At 40.1% G+C, this 14,378-nt stretch carries 12 protein-coding genes; 5 read left to right on the top strand and 7 right to left on the bottom strand.

Annotation, left to right across the window (positions count from 1 at the left end; genetic code table 11):
- The first annotated feature begins 17 nt into the window (after positions 1-17).
- Positions 18-1,307, top strand: coding sequence for a branched-chain amino acid transport system II carrier protein (brnQ, locus tag ACXAG7_RS10615; protein WP_476666791.1), 1,290 nt, complete (start codon positions 18-20; stop codon positions 1,305-1,307).
- A gap of 96 nt (positions 1,308-1,403) precedes the next feature.
- On the opposite strand, the gene ACXAG7_RS10610 is transcribed toward brnQ, so the two are convergent.
- From ACXAG7_RS10610 to ACXAG7_RS10595, 4 genes are all read right to left on the bottom strand, one after another.
- On the bottom strand, positions 1,404-1,904 hold the full coding sequence (locus ACXAG7_RS10610; protein WP_476666790.1) for a DUF3575 domain-containing protein: 501 nt from the start codon (positions 1,902-1,904) through the stop codon (positions 1,404-1,406).
- A 62-nt stretch (positions 1,905-1,966) separates the two neighbouring features.
- Positions 1,967-5,395: a hypothetical protein gene (locus tag ACXAG7_RS10605; RefSeq protein ID WP_476666789.1), complete on the bottom strand. Its 3,429-nt coding sequence runs from the start codon at positions 5,393-5,395 to the stop codon at positions 1,967-1,969.
- A 93-nt stretch (positions 5,396-5,488) separates the two neighbouring features.
- The gene (feoB, locus tag ACXAG7_RS10600; RefSeq protein WP_476666788.1) at positions 5,489-7,591 is read right to left on the bottom strand and encodes a ferrous iron transport protein B; all 2,103 of its coding nucleotides are present in this window, start codon (positions 7,589-7,591) and stop codon (positions 5,489-5,491) included.
- 2 nt (positions 7,592-7,593) lie between these two features.
- Positions 7,594-7,818, bottom strand: coding sequence for a FeoA family protein (locus tag ACXAG7_RS10595; protein ID WP_408045569.1), 225 nt, complete (start codon positions 7,816-7,818; stop codon positions 7,594-7,596).
- Between the two features lie 128 nt (positions 7,819-7,946).
- Between ACXAG7_RS10595 and ACXAG7_RS10590 the strand changes: the two genes are divergently transcribed.
- Genes ACXAG7_RS10590 through ACXAG7_RS10575 form a run of 4 tightly spaced genes read left to right on the top strand, consistent with a single transcriptional unit; the run spans position 7,947 to position 11,874 of the window.
- A complete protein-coding gene (locus tag ACXAG7_RS10590; protein WP_476666787.1) occupies positions 7,947-9,098 on the top strand; it encodes a DNA polymerase III subunit in 1,152 nt (383 codons plus the stop codon).
- Positions 9,098-9,616 (top strand): hypothetical protein, encoded by a 519-nt coding sequence (locus ACXAG7_RS10585; protein WP_476666786.1) that lies wholly within the window; start codon positions 9,098-9,100, stop codon positions 9,614-9,616. Before ACXAG7_RS10590 ends, ACXAG7_RS10585 begins: the two co-directional genes overlap by 1 nt.
- A 31-nt stretch (positions 9,617-9,647) precedes the next feature.
- Positions 9,648-11,057 carry a sensor histidine kinase gene (locus tag ACXAG7_RS10580; RefSeq protein ID WP_408045572.1) on the top strand — a complete coding sequence of 470 codons (1,410 nt, stop codon included), beginning with the start codon at positions 9,648-9,650 and terminating at the stop codon, positions 11,055-11,057.
- Between the two features lie 34 nt (positions 11,058-11,091).
- Entirely contained in the window at positions 11,092-11,874 is a 783-nt protein-coding gene (locus ACXAG7_RS10575; protein ID WP_408045573.1) for an enoyl-CoA hydratase/isomerase family protein, read from the top strand.
- Here the strand turns inward: ACXAG7_RS10575 and ACXAG7_RS10570 are convergent.
- From ACXAG7_RS10570 to ACXAG7_RS10560, 3 genes are all read right to left on the bottom strand, one after another.
- Entirely contained in the window at positions 11,871-12,320 is a 450-nt protein-coding gene (locus tag ACXAG7_RS10570) for a GNAT family N-acetyltransferase (RefSeq protein WP_476666785.1), read from the bottom strand. The two genes, ACXAG7_RS10575 and ACXAG7_RS10570, sit on opposite strands and share 4 nt — an antisense overlap.
- A 153-nt stretch (positions 12,321-12,473) precedes the next feature.
- Complete coding sequence (locus ACXAG7_RS10565) at positions 12,474-13,127, bottom strand: HD domain-containing protein (RefSeq protein WP_476666784.1); 654 nt, start codon at positions 13,125-13,127, stop codon at positions 12,474-12,476.
- A gap of 67 nt (positions 13,128-13,194) precedes the next feature.
- Positions 13,195-14,202 carry an aspartate-semialdehyde dehydrogenase gene (locus ACXAG7_RS10560; RefSeq protein ID WP_408045576.1) on the bottom strand — a complete coding sequence of 336 codons (1,008 nt, stop codon included), beginning with the start codon at positions 14,200-14,202 and terminating at the stop codon, positions 13,195-13,197.
- Positions 14,203-14,378 lie beyond the last annotated feature (176 nt).

Raw genomic sequence — 14,378 nt, 5'->3', positions numbered from 1 at the left:
GATAATTTTTTAAAATCATGCATAAAACCAAAGAAATTCTCGTTACTGGATTTGCTTTATTTTCTATGTTTTTTGGAGCTGGAAATCTCATTTTCCCTCCTTTTTTAGGTAAGAACTCAGGGAGTAACTGGGAACTTGTAAGCACAGGCTTTATGATTACGGCTGTCGTAATTCCCATACTCGGAATCTATGCGCATGCCCGCCTTCAAGGAACCATGTTTGATTTTGCCAAAAAAGTATCTCCCGTATTTAGTGCCTTATACTGTTATACGGTTTATGCCATTTCTATTGCGCTTCCTGCTCCCAGAACAGCATCCGTAACCCATGAAATGGCCATCGCTCCCTATGCAACTTCTGGTACCTTGTTAACGAGTAGTATTTACTTTAGTTTGGTCTTTATCTTCGTAATGAACCGTTCAAAAGTATTGGATTTATTGGGAAAATTCTTAACTCCCCTAATCATCTTTATCCTCCTAGCCATTATCAGTATCGGACTTTTTGCTGGAGGAGACACCATAGTCACCAGCCAACTTAAATCACCATTTGTCTACGGAATTTTGGAAGGGTATCAAACCTTTGATGCCATTGGAGCCGTTGTAGTTGGAGGGGTATTGGTGATTTCCATGAACATGAATTCAAGAGCTGATTATCAAGCAAAAAAATCACTGATTACCAAGGCTGGTATTATTGCTGGTTTGGGCTTACTCACCATCTATATAGGGCTAATTTACAACGGTGCCCTATACAGCACTGCAAGTGCAAACGACGCTACCAGAGCGGAAATTTTAGGTTCTTTATCAGAGGTCACACTGGGGCACTGGGGAAGAACGATTCTGGGAGTACTCGTCGCTTTGGCCTGCTTTACTACCGCCGTTGGGATTATTACGGGTACCGCCGATTTTATTAAAAGTAGGTTTAACAACTCCGACAAGGCCTATTTGCTTACTGCGATTGTTTCTTGTTTGCTCGGAATCGTTATCGGACAGTACAACGTGAAGTATATCGTACAAATTGCCATTCCGGCCCTGATGTTGATTTATCCGGTAACCATAGTACTGATTGTTCTCAACTGCCTACCACAACAATTGGGCACTAAAACCTCTTTTCGATGGGTTGTTGGGACCACCTTAGTATTTAGTATTCCCGATTTTTTATTAGCCATTACCAAACCAACTTGGTTGCGTACCCTCAGCAGCTATATTCCCATGTCAGCAGAACACCTCGGATGGGTGCTTCCAGCTGTACTCAGTTTACTCCTTGTAAGTTGCTACGAGCTGAGCAGAAAAACGAACCTTGAGTCGTCTTAAAATACCCCTAATTGAAAACGTATTTCAGACGGGACAACACATAAAAAAAAGAGGAAGTGACACTTCCTCTTTTTTTGTAATATTTTAAACCAAGATTTAGAAACGATATCCTACATTTACTCCAGCTCTCGGCACTATCGCGTACGAATTACTTGAAAACATGTTACGTCCTAATCCGGCATAAGCTCCTACTACAAATCCTCCATTAGAAATGTACTTGGTTCCGACCACGACCCCAAGAGCAGCATCCGTATATTTGGTATACACGTGATTTCCTCCGGCGATTTCAACCTTTCGCTCACCTGAATTAATCCCTAAAAAGATTTCTCCAAAGTGGTTCCAATTTCTATTGGTTGTAAAATAATGGCGGAAATACGGTGAAAACATCGAGTTCTCATTGTATCTAAAATCTGCCGATTTTTTTTCAAAATTAAATAGTGCAGAAAGTCCTACCGATGACTGATCACTGATGTAATACTCATAGGACACGTCGATAGTTTTCATAATCAAAGCATCTGCGATATCTATCTTCACCTCTTGTTGAGCGTAGCCTAAGGAGCTCATGAAGAGCACAGCGGCGAACATTAATTTTTTCATGTAAACTTTATTTTTAGTTAAATAATATTAAATGTAATGCAATTATAGTACCACAAAAGTACTTAAAAAATAGCTTTTAACTGAACCACTCCTGTGTGAATTGCTCGGGTATCTTCACTCTTTCTTCCAAAATAACTCAGTGATAAATTAAGAATGCTATTCAGTTTTTGATTCCACAAAAGATTCCAGGTAAAATTCCTTCCTGGCTGCAGTCCCTCTAACATCTGAAAAGCAACGGGACTGTTAGCATTTCCAGTAAAATCATTTAAAAACACCGTGAAGTCAGCAGTTATTTGCTGTTGTTTTTCTCCTGTATATCGATAAGAAACTCCCAGCTTTTGTTGATTCAAAAGGGCAGCACCTCCAATAGTATTTTGCTTTTTCTTCTGCATAAAAAAGCCTGTCAATCGATGTTTGGCAGCGTAGATATATGACAACTTTGGTTGCCATTCCTCACTGTGAATGCGATAATTTCTGTTTGCTAAATTCTCGGTTGTCAAATCGTTTACAGATTGGGCACCTTTCATTTCAAACAACCAAAAGGTCCCAAAGCGATGCAATACTGCTAGCTGGTGAATTTTAGTAGTATTCTCTTGGTTACCGATGGTAAACTGGCGCTTGTTTTTAGAATTCCCGTAGGTATAAATAGCGCTGTAATTTTCGAGATTTCTCCTAAAGTAAAAACTGTTTCGAAAGTTGTACGCCAAGCCCAGTAACCCCGATTCTTCAAACTTAAAAGGATTCCAGTGAAACCCCTCGCTTCGCAAACGCTCATTATCAATACTTAGATAGCTCTGATTGTAAAAATTACTCAGCAGTTTTAAAAAGCTACCTCGGCTTTCCCAAGGTTTAAAATTTAGGGTCAACGATTGCTTAAACCGAACTTTTTGCGTCGGAACATAGTTGATATTAGGTAACGGAACACGAAGGTAATTCGCCTGATCTTGAAACTGAGCCACCTCGAACTCGTTAAACTGTTGAACTCCGTCATTGTTATAGTCAATCCAGGTATAAAATCCTTGTCCTGGCTCTGTTTTGATATATACGTATTCCTGTCGAGCTAACGTTCCTGTAGCCGTTTCGTAGGAACTCGTAACAAACAAGAGCTTTCCAAAAAATCGCTGTTGGTAACGCAAACGCGAATTCAATGAACTCCTGTTCTCTTCAAAAGTATTGGTAGTATAACGATAGTTGGCATAGGCTGCTAATTGAGTACGCGCCGTGTGGATTAACTTACTGTCGAGATAGAGTGTTTTACGATTGTTAATGCGTCGAAATGCATTGCTGCGAATACTGTCGTTTACCCGATAATTTGCTCCTAACTTTACAAAAACTTTCGTGGTATCACCGTATCCGATATAGGCATCATACTCTTGAAAACGATGGCTCCTTGTATCAAATACCCCAGTAGTCACCGCTTTTTTTGCATTGCTCTCCAGCCCGAGTTTAGTACCTAACCAATAGCTGCCGAGTTGCTGACGAAAATTAGTGTTAGCTCTTATAAAATCAGCTGTAGTTGCTACTCCTGAATTGCGCAGCCAACTTCCTTTCGTCCTCCAGCGGGTACTGTTAGTAGTGTAATCAGATTGTACGCTGTGCTTGTTCCCTAAAAATCCGTTAGAAAAACGCAGTAGCTGATATCCATAGCGCAATTGTAGGTTCTGATTCGCAGCCGTTAAAAAGGCTCCAAATTCATGTTGATCTCCCGAGCGACTGTCAATATTCCAATCCCTATTAAACTCAACGGATTGAAAGCGTTGTACCGTAGTAAAATTATCTTGAATAAACTTGTAATTAGCCGTACTGTGTACTTTCCACTCCCCTGAAGCTAGTTGTTGTTTCCATCGTAATTTTGTAGCCAAGGTTTGGTTGTTTCCATCATCGAGCGTTGAGAACAAGTTTTGATCGTTCGAGCTCAGTGCCACCTCAGCATCGAAGATCGCTTTCTCTGATGGACGGTAAGACGATTGCACCACAGCTACCTGAAGCTTGGTTGGAGCTACCAATTGGATTACCGGATTAAAACTCCCGAGATTCACCCCCACGTATTTGTAAATAGTTCCTGTGGCAATAACTCTATCAATGTTGTAATCACCTTTATTCAAGCCGACATTGGTAAAAGTTACTGCATATACTTCCGCCGTTGCATCCGTCGTGTATTCAAAAACCTGTCGGGTACCTACAGTTGCTTTCTTGTACTGAATTTTACTACTCGAAAACGGTTCTTTAAAATCACTGGGAGCGACCATCAGCTCTGTGTTGTCACCTGCCAAAGACAGCAAACGTTTTTGTGCATCGCTCAAACTTTGTTGTACCGGTTGATTTTTCGCATCATTTTCACTGTAAAAATACCCAGCTATTTTAAATTTTTCGCCAGCATAGCTCGCTTTGTCATATGTAATAAAGCGGGTATAGTTTCTTTCCGCATATTGAAATTCTACGCGGATACGCATGTCATTAGTAATCGGATATGTTGTTGTAAAACGAATTTCTCCTAGGTTGTAATCAATCACATAATCAGCGGTCTCTCCTCTTTTCACTAGCACCCCGTTGACAAATACCCGATCACTGCCTTCGACCATGATGATTGCGCGTTCGTTATTCGTTCCGACAATTTTGTAGGGTCCTTGATTTCCTTCCGTCCCAACAAAATTATTAACGGCAAACTTCCCGCGAACAACAGCACCAGAAACCAAGGCATTCGTATTCGGTGACACTTGTGCCCCTACCTCAATACCCGACACTTGTTTTTCAAAATTCAAGAAATAACTCTCCTTGTTTTGCAAGCTAATATCTCCTCCTTTTACACGCCAATTTTTACTGTATAGCTCCACAAAAATCCTGTCAAAATCGGTGATATTTTGTGAATATCCATTTTGCTGTAGCGGAAAATTAGTATCGAAAATATTCGCGCGAATCGAAACTTTATCGGATAGCTTTCCTTCCAAGGTTAAATCTAATGACGAATTGGTTACAGCGTTTTGATTGTTTCCACCGGTAAGTCCCCGCGTAATAAACCCCTTTGCTTTCAGTCCGTCAAAAAAGGGCCTCTCTACGCCTGTCAAGTTCGTTGTTTCACTATACAGTTTCCCTGTATTTTCCGTGCTCTCTACAATGAGCTTGGCGTCGAATGGTGAATATACTTGAGTTAAAAATTTGGGATAGGGCAGGTATTCTACGGAAACCTCCTGAAAGCGCTTTTTGTCGAGTATTAATAAAGCCTTTTCAAAGTTCACTTTATATTCAGTGGGGGCTAGGACCGCTCCGTTTTGCAGTCGAACTTTAAAGTACTGAGGATTGATGCTCAACGAATCAACTTGAAGGGTGTCATTTACTACCTTCAAAAATTTTGTTCGGTACTTTTTAGGAACTGTTTGTGCCTGAGTCACCAAGACCACAAAGAAACATCCTAAAAATTTCCAAAATCGCACCATATCCATACAACGCTGTACAGACAAAAATAGTTTATTAGCCGCAGTGACAATTGTCATTACATCCTTTTTTCTTTCGTTTTGGAATAAAAAACTTCCAAACCAGGTAACACACTGCTGCGATAACTACACTATAGGCTAAAACATCTTGCATTAACGTAAAATTTGATAGGATATTAACGCCGAAACATAGGCCAACAGCCCCATACCTACTAGCTGAATCATTGGCCATTTCCAGCTTTTCGTCTCTCTTTTTACAATGGCTAAGGTGGCCATACACTGCATGGCAAACGCGTAGAATAACAACAGTGAAATTCCCGTTGCAAAATTAAAGCGTTTTGCTCCAGTTTGTTCATTGACTTCGGCAGCCATTTTTTCACGAATGGTTGACGTATCTTCATCATCGGCCTCCACGCTGTAGATGGTGGCTAGGGTTCCTACAAATACTTCTCGGGCCGCAAAGGAAGCTATTAAGCCAATTCCCATCTTCCAATCATACCCTAACGGGGCCACTACTGGCTCGATGGTTTTCCCCATAATCCCAACATAGGATTTTTCTAGTTTTAACGAAGCGACTTTCTGAGAAAATTCCTCTTTTGACAAGTTTGCATATGTCGGATTTGTCGCCAAATCAGCCTCGACACTATCGTAAGAACTCGGTCCGTGAGAAGCTAAAAACCACAAAATTATCGATATGGATAAGATAATTTTACCGGCATCGAAAACAAAAGCTTTAGTTTTTTCCAATACATCCAAGCCTACATTCTTTACCGAAGGTATTTTATAGTCTGGCATTTCAACCACAAAGAAGGAATTGTTTCTTATTTTAAGTGTTTTATGCAAGATATAAGCAGCAAGCACTGCGGTTCCGAAACCGAGCACATACAAAACCAACAAACTCAACCCCTGCAAATTAAACACGCCAAAAACCGTTTTATCCGGTATCACCAACGCAATAATAATAGCGTAAACAGGTAAACGCGCGGAACAAGTTGTTAAAGGGGTCACCATGATGGTTATCAGGCGTTCCTTCCAACTCGAAATGGTTCTGGTAGCCATAATTGCTGGAATGGCACAGGCCGTTCCTGAAATCAATGGAATGACACTTTTTCCACTCATTCCAAAACGCCTCATAATTTTGTCCATTAAAAACACCACACGACTCATATACCCCGATTCTTCGAGCAGTGCTATAAACAAAAACAATATGGCAATTTGAGGAATAAAGATAACGACACCTCCAATTCCTGGAATAATTCCATCGGTCAATAAATCGGTGAATTTTCCTTCTGGCAATGCTGATTTTGCCTGTTCTGCTAGCGATGCAAACGCAGCGTCAATCCAATCCATCGGTACCGATGCCCAATTAAAAATAGACTGGAAAATCACTAACAACAGCCCGAAGAAAAATAGATATCCAAAGATTTTATGTGTAAACACAGCATCTAATTTTGCTCTCATGCCTGTGGCTTTCGCCGCATCCATTTCATACGATTTTTTTAAAACCGCATTGATTTCTTGATAGCGATAAATGGTTTCTTTATGCTGGTATTTCTTTTGTTTTGACACGTCGTTGAACGCGCTTAAGTTAACTTTTTCCTCATCGGATAAAGGACTTAAATAGCCCTTTGTTAACATGAGCCAAAGCTCGTACGCGGTAAAGCGGGTTGACACCTGTGCTAACTCCTCAAAATACGCCGTATCAACTTTTGAGCTAATCGTTTCAAAACTCGCTGCCTCTTGCGCTTGCTCAACGTTAGCGATGGCCTTTTTTAATTCTCCTAAGCCTAAACGTTTTCTAGCTGAAATAAGCACTACAGGCACACCGAGATCATCACTCAAAGCCTCGGTATTCAAGACAATTCCCTTTTGTTCCATCTGATCGGCCATATTCACTGCCAAAATCATGGGAATCCCCAAGTCTCTCACCTGAGAAAACAACAACAAATTGCGTTTGATATTTACGACATCGACAACAGCTACGATAACATCAGGTACTTCCGATTCTTTCTGGCTGAGCAGCGTTTTTAAAACGATACTCTCATCAATAGAAGTCGGATTTATACTGTAAGTTCCTGGTAAATCTGTTATCGTCGCGGTCAGGTCAGCAGTTAACCTACACGTTCCTTGCTTTTTGTCGACCGTCACTCCTGGGTAATTTCCTACCTTTTGATTTAAGCCGGTTAACTGATTAAACAACGAAGTTTTTCCCGTATTCGGGTTTCCTATCAGTGCTACTTGTAACGTATTTGCCATGCTTACATCTTAGTAATTAAAATTTTCCCTGCCGTTTCTCTTCGAATAGCCAAATGGCTTCCATTGACACATATATACAAAGGGTCATTGAGTGGCGCTACCTGAATCAGAGCTACTTCTGTTCCGGGCAAACACCCCATTTCCAATAACTTTAACGGAATTCTATCCAAGCTCTCTTCCGAGATAATTCCTTTCTCCCCAATGTTTAGTGTGGCAATAGTACTCAAAAAATAAAAAATTGTGTTAGCATGCAAATATACTAAAATAGAACAGTTCTAAACTAACTGCTAAAACATTGTGTTTCATTTAGCAATTAGCTTTTGCTGACTCGCCTCGAACCTAGTATATTTGTACTATGACTTTTGAGGATATAATTGGACAGGACCACATCAAGAAACACTTGATAAAAGCTACGGAAAACGGACGCATTCCACATGCACAGTTATTCGTAGGAAATGAAGGAAGCGGAACTTTGGCCATGGCAATTGCCTACGCACAACACCTACTCACCACGGATGTTCCAAATCCTGAAGCCAGTGCGCTAAAATGTGCTAAACTACAGCACCCTGACTTGCACTTTGCTTTTCCTGTAACCAGTACCGACCAGGTAAAAAAACATCCTATCAGCAATTTATTTTTAGACGACTGGAGGTCCTTTATCGCCACACAACCCTATGGTAGTTTGTTTAATTGGCTACAATTTATTGGCGTAGAAAACAAACAGGGGCAGATTGGTGTAGATGAAGCGGAAGACATCGTTAAAAAACTCCAACTTAAATCCTATGAAGGCGGATTTAAAGTCATGATTATTTGGATGGCAGAAAAGATGAACAATGCTGCTGCCAACAAATTGCTCAAGCTCATTGAAGAGCCTCCTGCAAACACTATTTTTCTGTTGGTTACGGAAAATGAGGGACAGATTATTAACACCATAAAATCGAGATGCCAGGCACTGCACTTTCCGGCTTTAGGAGAGACCGATATCGTTCAGGCTTTACAACAACGTGAGGGAATTGCCCAAAATGAAGCGGTTACTATTGCACATCGCAGTGAAGGAAATTACAACAAAGCAGTACACATACTCAAAAACGACTCCAATGACGACCTCTTTGAAAAGTGGTTTATCGTTTGGATTCGAAGTGCCTTTAAGGCCAAAGGGAATGCTGCGGTCATCCAAGACCTCATCGAATGGTCAGAGACCATTGCCGGATCAGGTAGAGAAACTCAAAAGCAATTTCTACAGTACTGCATTCAGTTTTTTAGACAGGCATTACTGCTCAATTACGGCACTCCTGATTTGGTATTTCTTCAAACAAAAACGGCAAATTTCCAACTGGAAAAGTTTGCTCCTTTTGTGCATAGCGGCAACATCTTATCCATTCAAAAAGAATTGGATGATGCTCAATATCACATCGAAAGAAACGGAAATGCTAAAATTATTTTACTAGATTTATCCATTAAATTAACCCGTCTTTTGCATACAAAAGAAGAAAAAATAAGCACCTAATGAAGCTACGTTCATCTCTTTTAGCACTGATTCTTTTTAGTGGATGCCTTTTTACGCAATGTAAAACCACCCCTAAAAAAGAGGAATCGAGTACTGCCAATACCGAAAAGTTGGCGAAATTTATGGAAGGATCCTGGGAAACCACCTATATCAAAATCAATATGCCTAGCTATCGAGGTAGTGACAGTACCCATGTGTTTGAAGATAACTTTTCGAACCCTGCTTCGGGGAAAGCGCAATCGAGTTACGCCGCAGACGGAACGTTTAAGGCATGGTTCTTGCAACCTAACGGAGAGAAAGTTGGAGAAACCTCTGGGAAATACAGCACTAAAAATGACAGTTTGTTCGTCGATTACCATTACGGAGGACAACAAGTTCAAGCTTGGTACCACATTCGCCCTACAAAAACAGGCTTTGAAGGTACTGTGCAATACGATTGGGACAAAGACCAGCAGTTTGACGACACCCTTTTTATGAAAACTAAACGAATAAATACACACCTTGATTCCACTAAGTAATATTTCACTGCGCATCCGGATATTTTTGTCAATGATACTCCTCATCCTATTGGCTTCTATCCTGATTGTAACCGTTACCATCTATCAATACAACGAACAGACTAAAGATTATAATGTGCAACGTTTTGGGCGTAAAGAGCAGGCGACCAAGCACAATATTGAAATTGAACTAGACAAAACAACCTACCCTGTAACTTCTGAAAATTTACCTAAAATTTTTCAAGATCGCATTTATGAAATCGCCAGTGTTCACAAACTGACCATTTCGATGTACGACATGCAGGGGAAACTGATAAAATCGTCGATTCCCTATAATTTCGACAAAGCCGAAGACGTTCCGTTATCGAGGAAAACGGTCAAAGAACTCGCCATCAACTCCAATCACCGCATATTAAAATCGAGAAGAGAAAAAGGAGTTACCTACCAGTCGTCGTATACCTACATCAACGACTCTCGATTCAAACGCATCGGGATTTTACAATTGCAGATAGCCCAAGACAACGAAGATCAGAAAAAAGAGCTACAAGAATTTATGTCTCGCCTCACGTTGGTATACGTCATCATGTTTATCCTCGCCATATTACTCGCTTATTTTTTATCGAGTTATATTACCCGATCTATCCAAACCATTTCGGAAAAAATTAAAGAAACTAGCCTGAACAAACGCAATGAAAAAATCACTTTAAAAACACCGAGTTCTGAAATAAGCTCCTTAGTAACGGCGTACAACAACATGATTGACCAATTGGAAGAAAGTGCTGTTCGACTCGCTCGAAGTGAACGTGAACAGGCTTGGAAAGAAATGGCAAAACAGGTAGCCCACGAGATTAAAAATCCGCTGACCCCTATGCGCTTATCCGTACAGAGTTTCGAGCGAAAGTTTAACCCAGAGGATCCCAACATTCGTGAAAAGCTCACAGAATACAGTCAAACGCTCATCCAGCAAATAGATGTCATGAGCTCTATTGCCTCTGCCTTTTCAGATTTTGCAAAAATGCCTACACAACGACGTGAAAAGCTCGATGTTATTGACGTAGTAAAACACGCTTTAGACATCTTTACGGAAGACTATATCGAATACTTACCTGAAGAGACTTCTCTCATGGCACATCTCGACAAAACACAGCTCATTCGCATCGTCACCAACTTGGTAAAAAATGCCACGCAAGCCATGCAAAAAGGAGAGCAAAAACCCAAGATTGATGTAAAAGTATCACTGGACGGCAACAATGTAAAGATTACGATTTCCGACAATGGAAAAGGAATTAAAGAGGAAAATAAAGACCTTATTTTTGAACCTAAATTCACCACCAAAACCAGTGGTATGGGGTTAGGACTCCCCATGATTAAAAAAATCATTGAAACCTACGACGGAACTATTGGATTTAGCTCTACCGAAGGAATTGGAACCGTATTTACAGTAATACTACCGAGAACATAAATCAAACGAATCAGCACATTCAAATACAAAGCATATGAACTTTGAAAATATAATTTTAGAACAACACGACGGTTTAGCACAGCTAACGATTAACAGACCTAAAAAACTAAACGCACTCAACAAAGATACCATACAAGAGTTACACGAAGCTTTTAAAGCACTCGAGGACGATGCCGACACCAAAGTTATTTTGTTAACGGGAAGTGGAGAAAAGGCCTTTGTTGCTGGAGCTGATATTTCAGAATTTGCTCATTTCTCTGAAGAAGAAGGAAAACACTTAGCCAAGCAAGGACAAGAAAAACTCTTTGACTTTGTAAGTAACTTAAGTACTCCTGTAATTGCCGCTGTTAATGGATTTGCCTTAGGAGGCGGATTAGAGCTCGCTATGGCCTGTCATTTCAGAATTGCCTCAGACAACGCAAAAATGGGCTTACCTGAAGTATCATTAGGAGTTATTCCGGGGTACGGTGGTACGCAGCGTTTGGCACAACTCATCGGTAAAGGAAAAGCGATGGAACTCATTATGACTGCTGGTATGATTTCTGCTGAAGAAGCACTATCATGTGGTTTGGTAAACTACGTAACTCCACAAGACGAATTGCTAGCCTTAGGAGAGAAATTAGCGAGTAAAATTATGAGAAACTCGTCAGTGGCTATCGCTGCAGCAATTAGAGCTGTCAATGATAACTACGTAGACGGTGTTAACGGATTTGAGACTGAAATTGAAGAATTTGGTGCTTGTTTTGCTACCGAAGATTTTAAAGAAGGTACTACTGCCTTTTTAGAAAAAAGAAAACCTTCGTTTCCAGGAAACTAAAGTTCCTTTTCAAAAACAATCTTTTGCTGCCCTGTAGCATTGGTATATACCCTGGTGATATTGAACCCCGAACGAAGGTTTAATATCATCATGGGTTTAAATCGATTCATCGATTTGGCTCTTATTCTCGAAAAACCCATTTTTTTGGCCAGTGCGTGCTGTTTTCGCAGCAACATATCGGCTATTCCCATTTTTCTGAACGCAGGCAACACTCCACCCAACCAACTGTAAAAAGTATCCTCGTCGTATAAATATCCTATTTTAAATCCTACTGGCTTCCCTTTACAGAAGGCAACAAGCGTTAAGAATCGCTCTTTTTCGCGAAAGCGCTGATCAAAAAAACCCTCGTCGGCATCGGTGAAAATTTCGCTGTAGAGTGATTTTAGAACTCGGTAATGCTCCTTAGACGGCTGGTCGTAAATAATCTCGGTTTGTAGTAACTCCATAAAACAAAAATAGCGCCTAAAAAGATTTTAGATGCTATTTTTTACTTAAGGGGAATAAATTTTATTATGGGGATTGAGTTCCAAACATACACTAATTTTCATAAAAAACAAAAATTAACATAAATTTTATTTAAAAAACACAAAAAATTAACATTATACTTTCCCCTCCCACTCCATATAGAATTGATCTAGAAATTTTTCCATAAACAAATGTCTTTCAGCGGCAATCGCTTTCCCTGTCGCTGTATTCATCTTGTCTTTTAAGAGTAATAATTTCTCGTAAAAATGATTAATGGTCGGAGCGGTAGATTTCTTGTATTCCTCTTTTGTCATGTTTAAATTTGGAGCAATACTCGGATCGTACAGCGCTCTATTTTTAAAACCTCCGTAGTTAAAGCACCTCGCAATTCCAATTGCGCCAATAGCATCTAAACGATCCGCATCCTGGATGACGTCGAGTTCTGGTGAGTGAAAATCTTGAGTAAAATTCCCTCCTTTAAAAGAGATATTTCGAATAATTTGCACTACGTGTTCAATAATTGAATCTTCCACTTCCAAGCTACTCAAAAAGTCACTTGCCTTTTTAGGACCTACTGTTTCATCACCATTGTAAAATTTACTGTCTGCTATATCGTGTAACAGTGCCCCTAAGGCCACCACAAACGTATCGACCTCTTCATTTTCAGCGATGAGTAAGGCGTTTTTATACACGCGTTCTATATGAAAATAATCGTGTCCTCCTTCAGCTCCTTTCAAGGTTTCTCGGACGTAATTCTGAGTATGTTCAATAATTTTTTTTGTATCCATCACACAAAAATAGCACAAAAAAATCCTGAGCAAGCGCTCAGGATTGTAATTTTATTTCGAAAATATCTTAGGCTAAAACTTCCTTCTTTACGAGGTCGTTACTCACTAAGTACTCCGCGATTTGTATTGTATTTGTCGCTGCTCCTTTTCTGAGGTTATCGGCAACAATCCACATATTCAATGCATTGTTTCTAGAGAAATCTCTACGGATTCTCCCTACAAAAACTTCGTCTTTTCCTTCCGCGAAAAACGGCATAGGATACTCGTTGTTTTCGATATTATCTTGTACGATAACTCCGTCTGTTTCCGATAACAACTGCTTGATATCTTCTACTTCAAAAGCACTGTCAAACTCGATATTCACAGACTCTGAATGGCCACCAACAACAGGAATACGCACAGCTGTTGCCGTTACTCCAATCGAATCGTCATTCAAAATCTTATGCGTTTCACGCACTAACTTAAGTTCTTCTTTCGTATACCCTCCGTCTTCAAAGACATCACAGTGTGGTAAGGCGTTTTTATGAATTTGGTGTGGGTAGGCAGCTTCTCCTTCCACTCCATTAGCTTCATTGTCTAACTGACGAACGGCCTTAACTCCTGTTCCTGTAATGGATTGATACGTAGAAATCACCAACCTATTAATTCCGTACTTACGGTGCAATGGCGCTAAAGCCAACACCATTTGTATGGTAGAACAATTTGGGTTTGCGATAATTTTATCGTTTTCCGTAAGGCTATCGGCATTTATTTCTGGAACGATTAACTTTTTCTCAGGGTCCATTCTCCAAGCAGAAGAATTATCGATAACCGTAGTTCCTACTGCGGCAAACTTTGGTGCCCACTCCAGAGAAGTACTTCCTCCTGCTGAGAACAAAGCGATATCGGGTTTCATCGAAACGGCCGTTTCTAACCCGACAACCGTATAATCGGTTCCGTTATACGTAATACTATTACCAACTGATCTCTCAGATGCTACGGGGATTAACTCTGTTACTGGGAAATTACGTTCAGCTAATACCTGTAACATTACATTTCCTACCATTCCGGTAGCTCCGACTACTGCTACTCTCATTATATTTAAATTTTAACGTGTTTTTTCTTTTAAACTGTTTCTCTAACAGTTACAAAGGTTTAAAAAAATCAGATTGGTTGTATATTAAATTTGTGTTTTTTTAGCCCTTGGTTTAATTCTTATCAATTTTAAACAAAAAGTAGCAAATTAAACAGCAAACCACAAAAAATCAGTAC

The sequence above is a fragment of the Tenacibaculum sp. AWR4_210 genome (assembly GCF_056160945.1).
Note: the sequence above shows the minus strand (reverse complement) of the source record. Positions and strands in the feature narration are given on the sequence as shown.

What these genes read in the sequence shown, in the direction of transcription:
- brnQ (WP_476666791.1), top strand. Translation starts at nt 18, where the DNA reads ATGCATAAAACCAAAGAAATTCTCGTTACTGGATTTGCTTTATTTTCT.
- ACXAG7_RS10610 (WP_476666790.1), bottom strand. Translation starts at nt 1,904, where the DNA reads ATGAAAAAATTAATGTTCGCCGCTGTGCTCTTCATGAGCTCCTTAGGC.
- ACXAG7_RS10605 (WP_476666789.1), bottom strand. Translation starts at nt 5,395, where the DNA reads ATGACAATTGTCACTGCGGCTAATAAACTATTTTTGTCTGTACAGCGT.
- feoB (WP_476666788.1), bottom strand. Translation starts at nt 7,591, where the DNA reads ATGGCAAATACGTTACAAGTAGCACTGATAGGAAACCCGAATACGGGA.
- ACXAG7_RS10590 (WP_476666787.1), top strand. Translation starts at nt 7,947, where the DNA reads ATGACTTTTGAGGATATAATTGGACAGGACCACATCAAGAAACACTTG.
- ACXAG7_RS10585 (WP_476666786.1), top strand. Translation starts at nt 9,098, where the DNA reads ATGAAGCTACGTTCATCTCTTTTAGCACTGATTCTTTTTAGTGGATGC.
- ACXAG7_RS10580 (WP_408045572.1), top strand. Translation starts at nt 9,648, where the DNA reads ATGATACTCCTCATCCTATTGGCTTCTATCCTGATTGTAACCGTTACC.
- ACXAG7_RS10575 (WP_408045573.1), top strand. Translation starts at nt 11,092, where the DNA reads ATGAACTTTGAAAATATAATTTTAGAACAACACGACGGTTTAGCACAG.
- ACXAG7_RS10570 (WP_476666785.1), bottom strand. Translation starts at nt 12,320, where the DNA reads ATGGAGTTACTACAAACCGAGATTATTTACGACCAGCCGTCTAAGGAG.
- ACXAG7_RS10565 (WP_476666784.1), bottom strand. Translation starts at nt 13,127, where the DNA reads ATGGATACAAAAAAAATTATTGAACATACTCAGAATTACGTCCGAGAA.
- ACXAG7_RS10560 (WP_408045576.1), bottom strand. Translation starts at nt 14,202, where the DNA reads ATGAGAGTAGCAGTAGTCGGAGCTACCGGAATGGTAGGAAATGTAATG.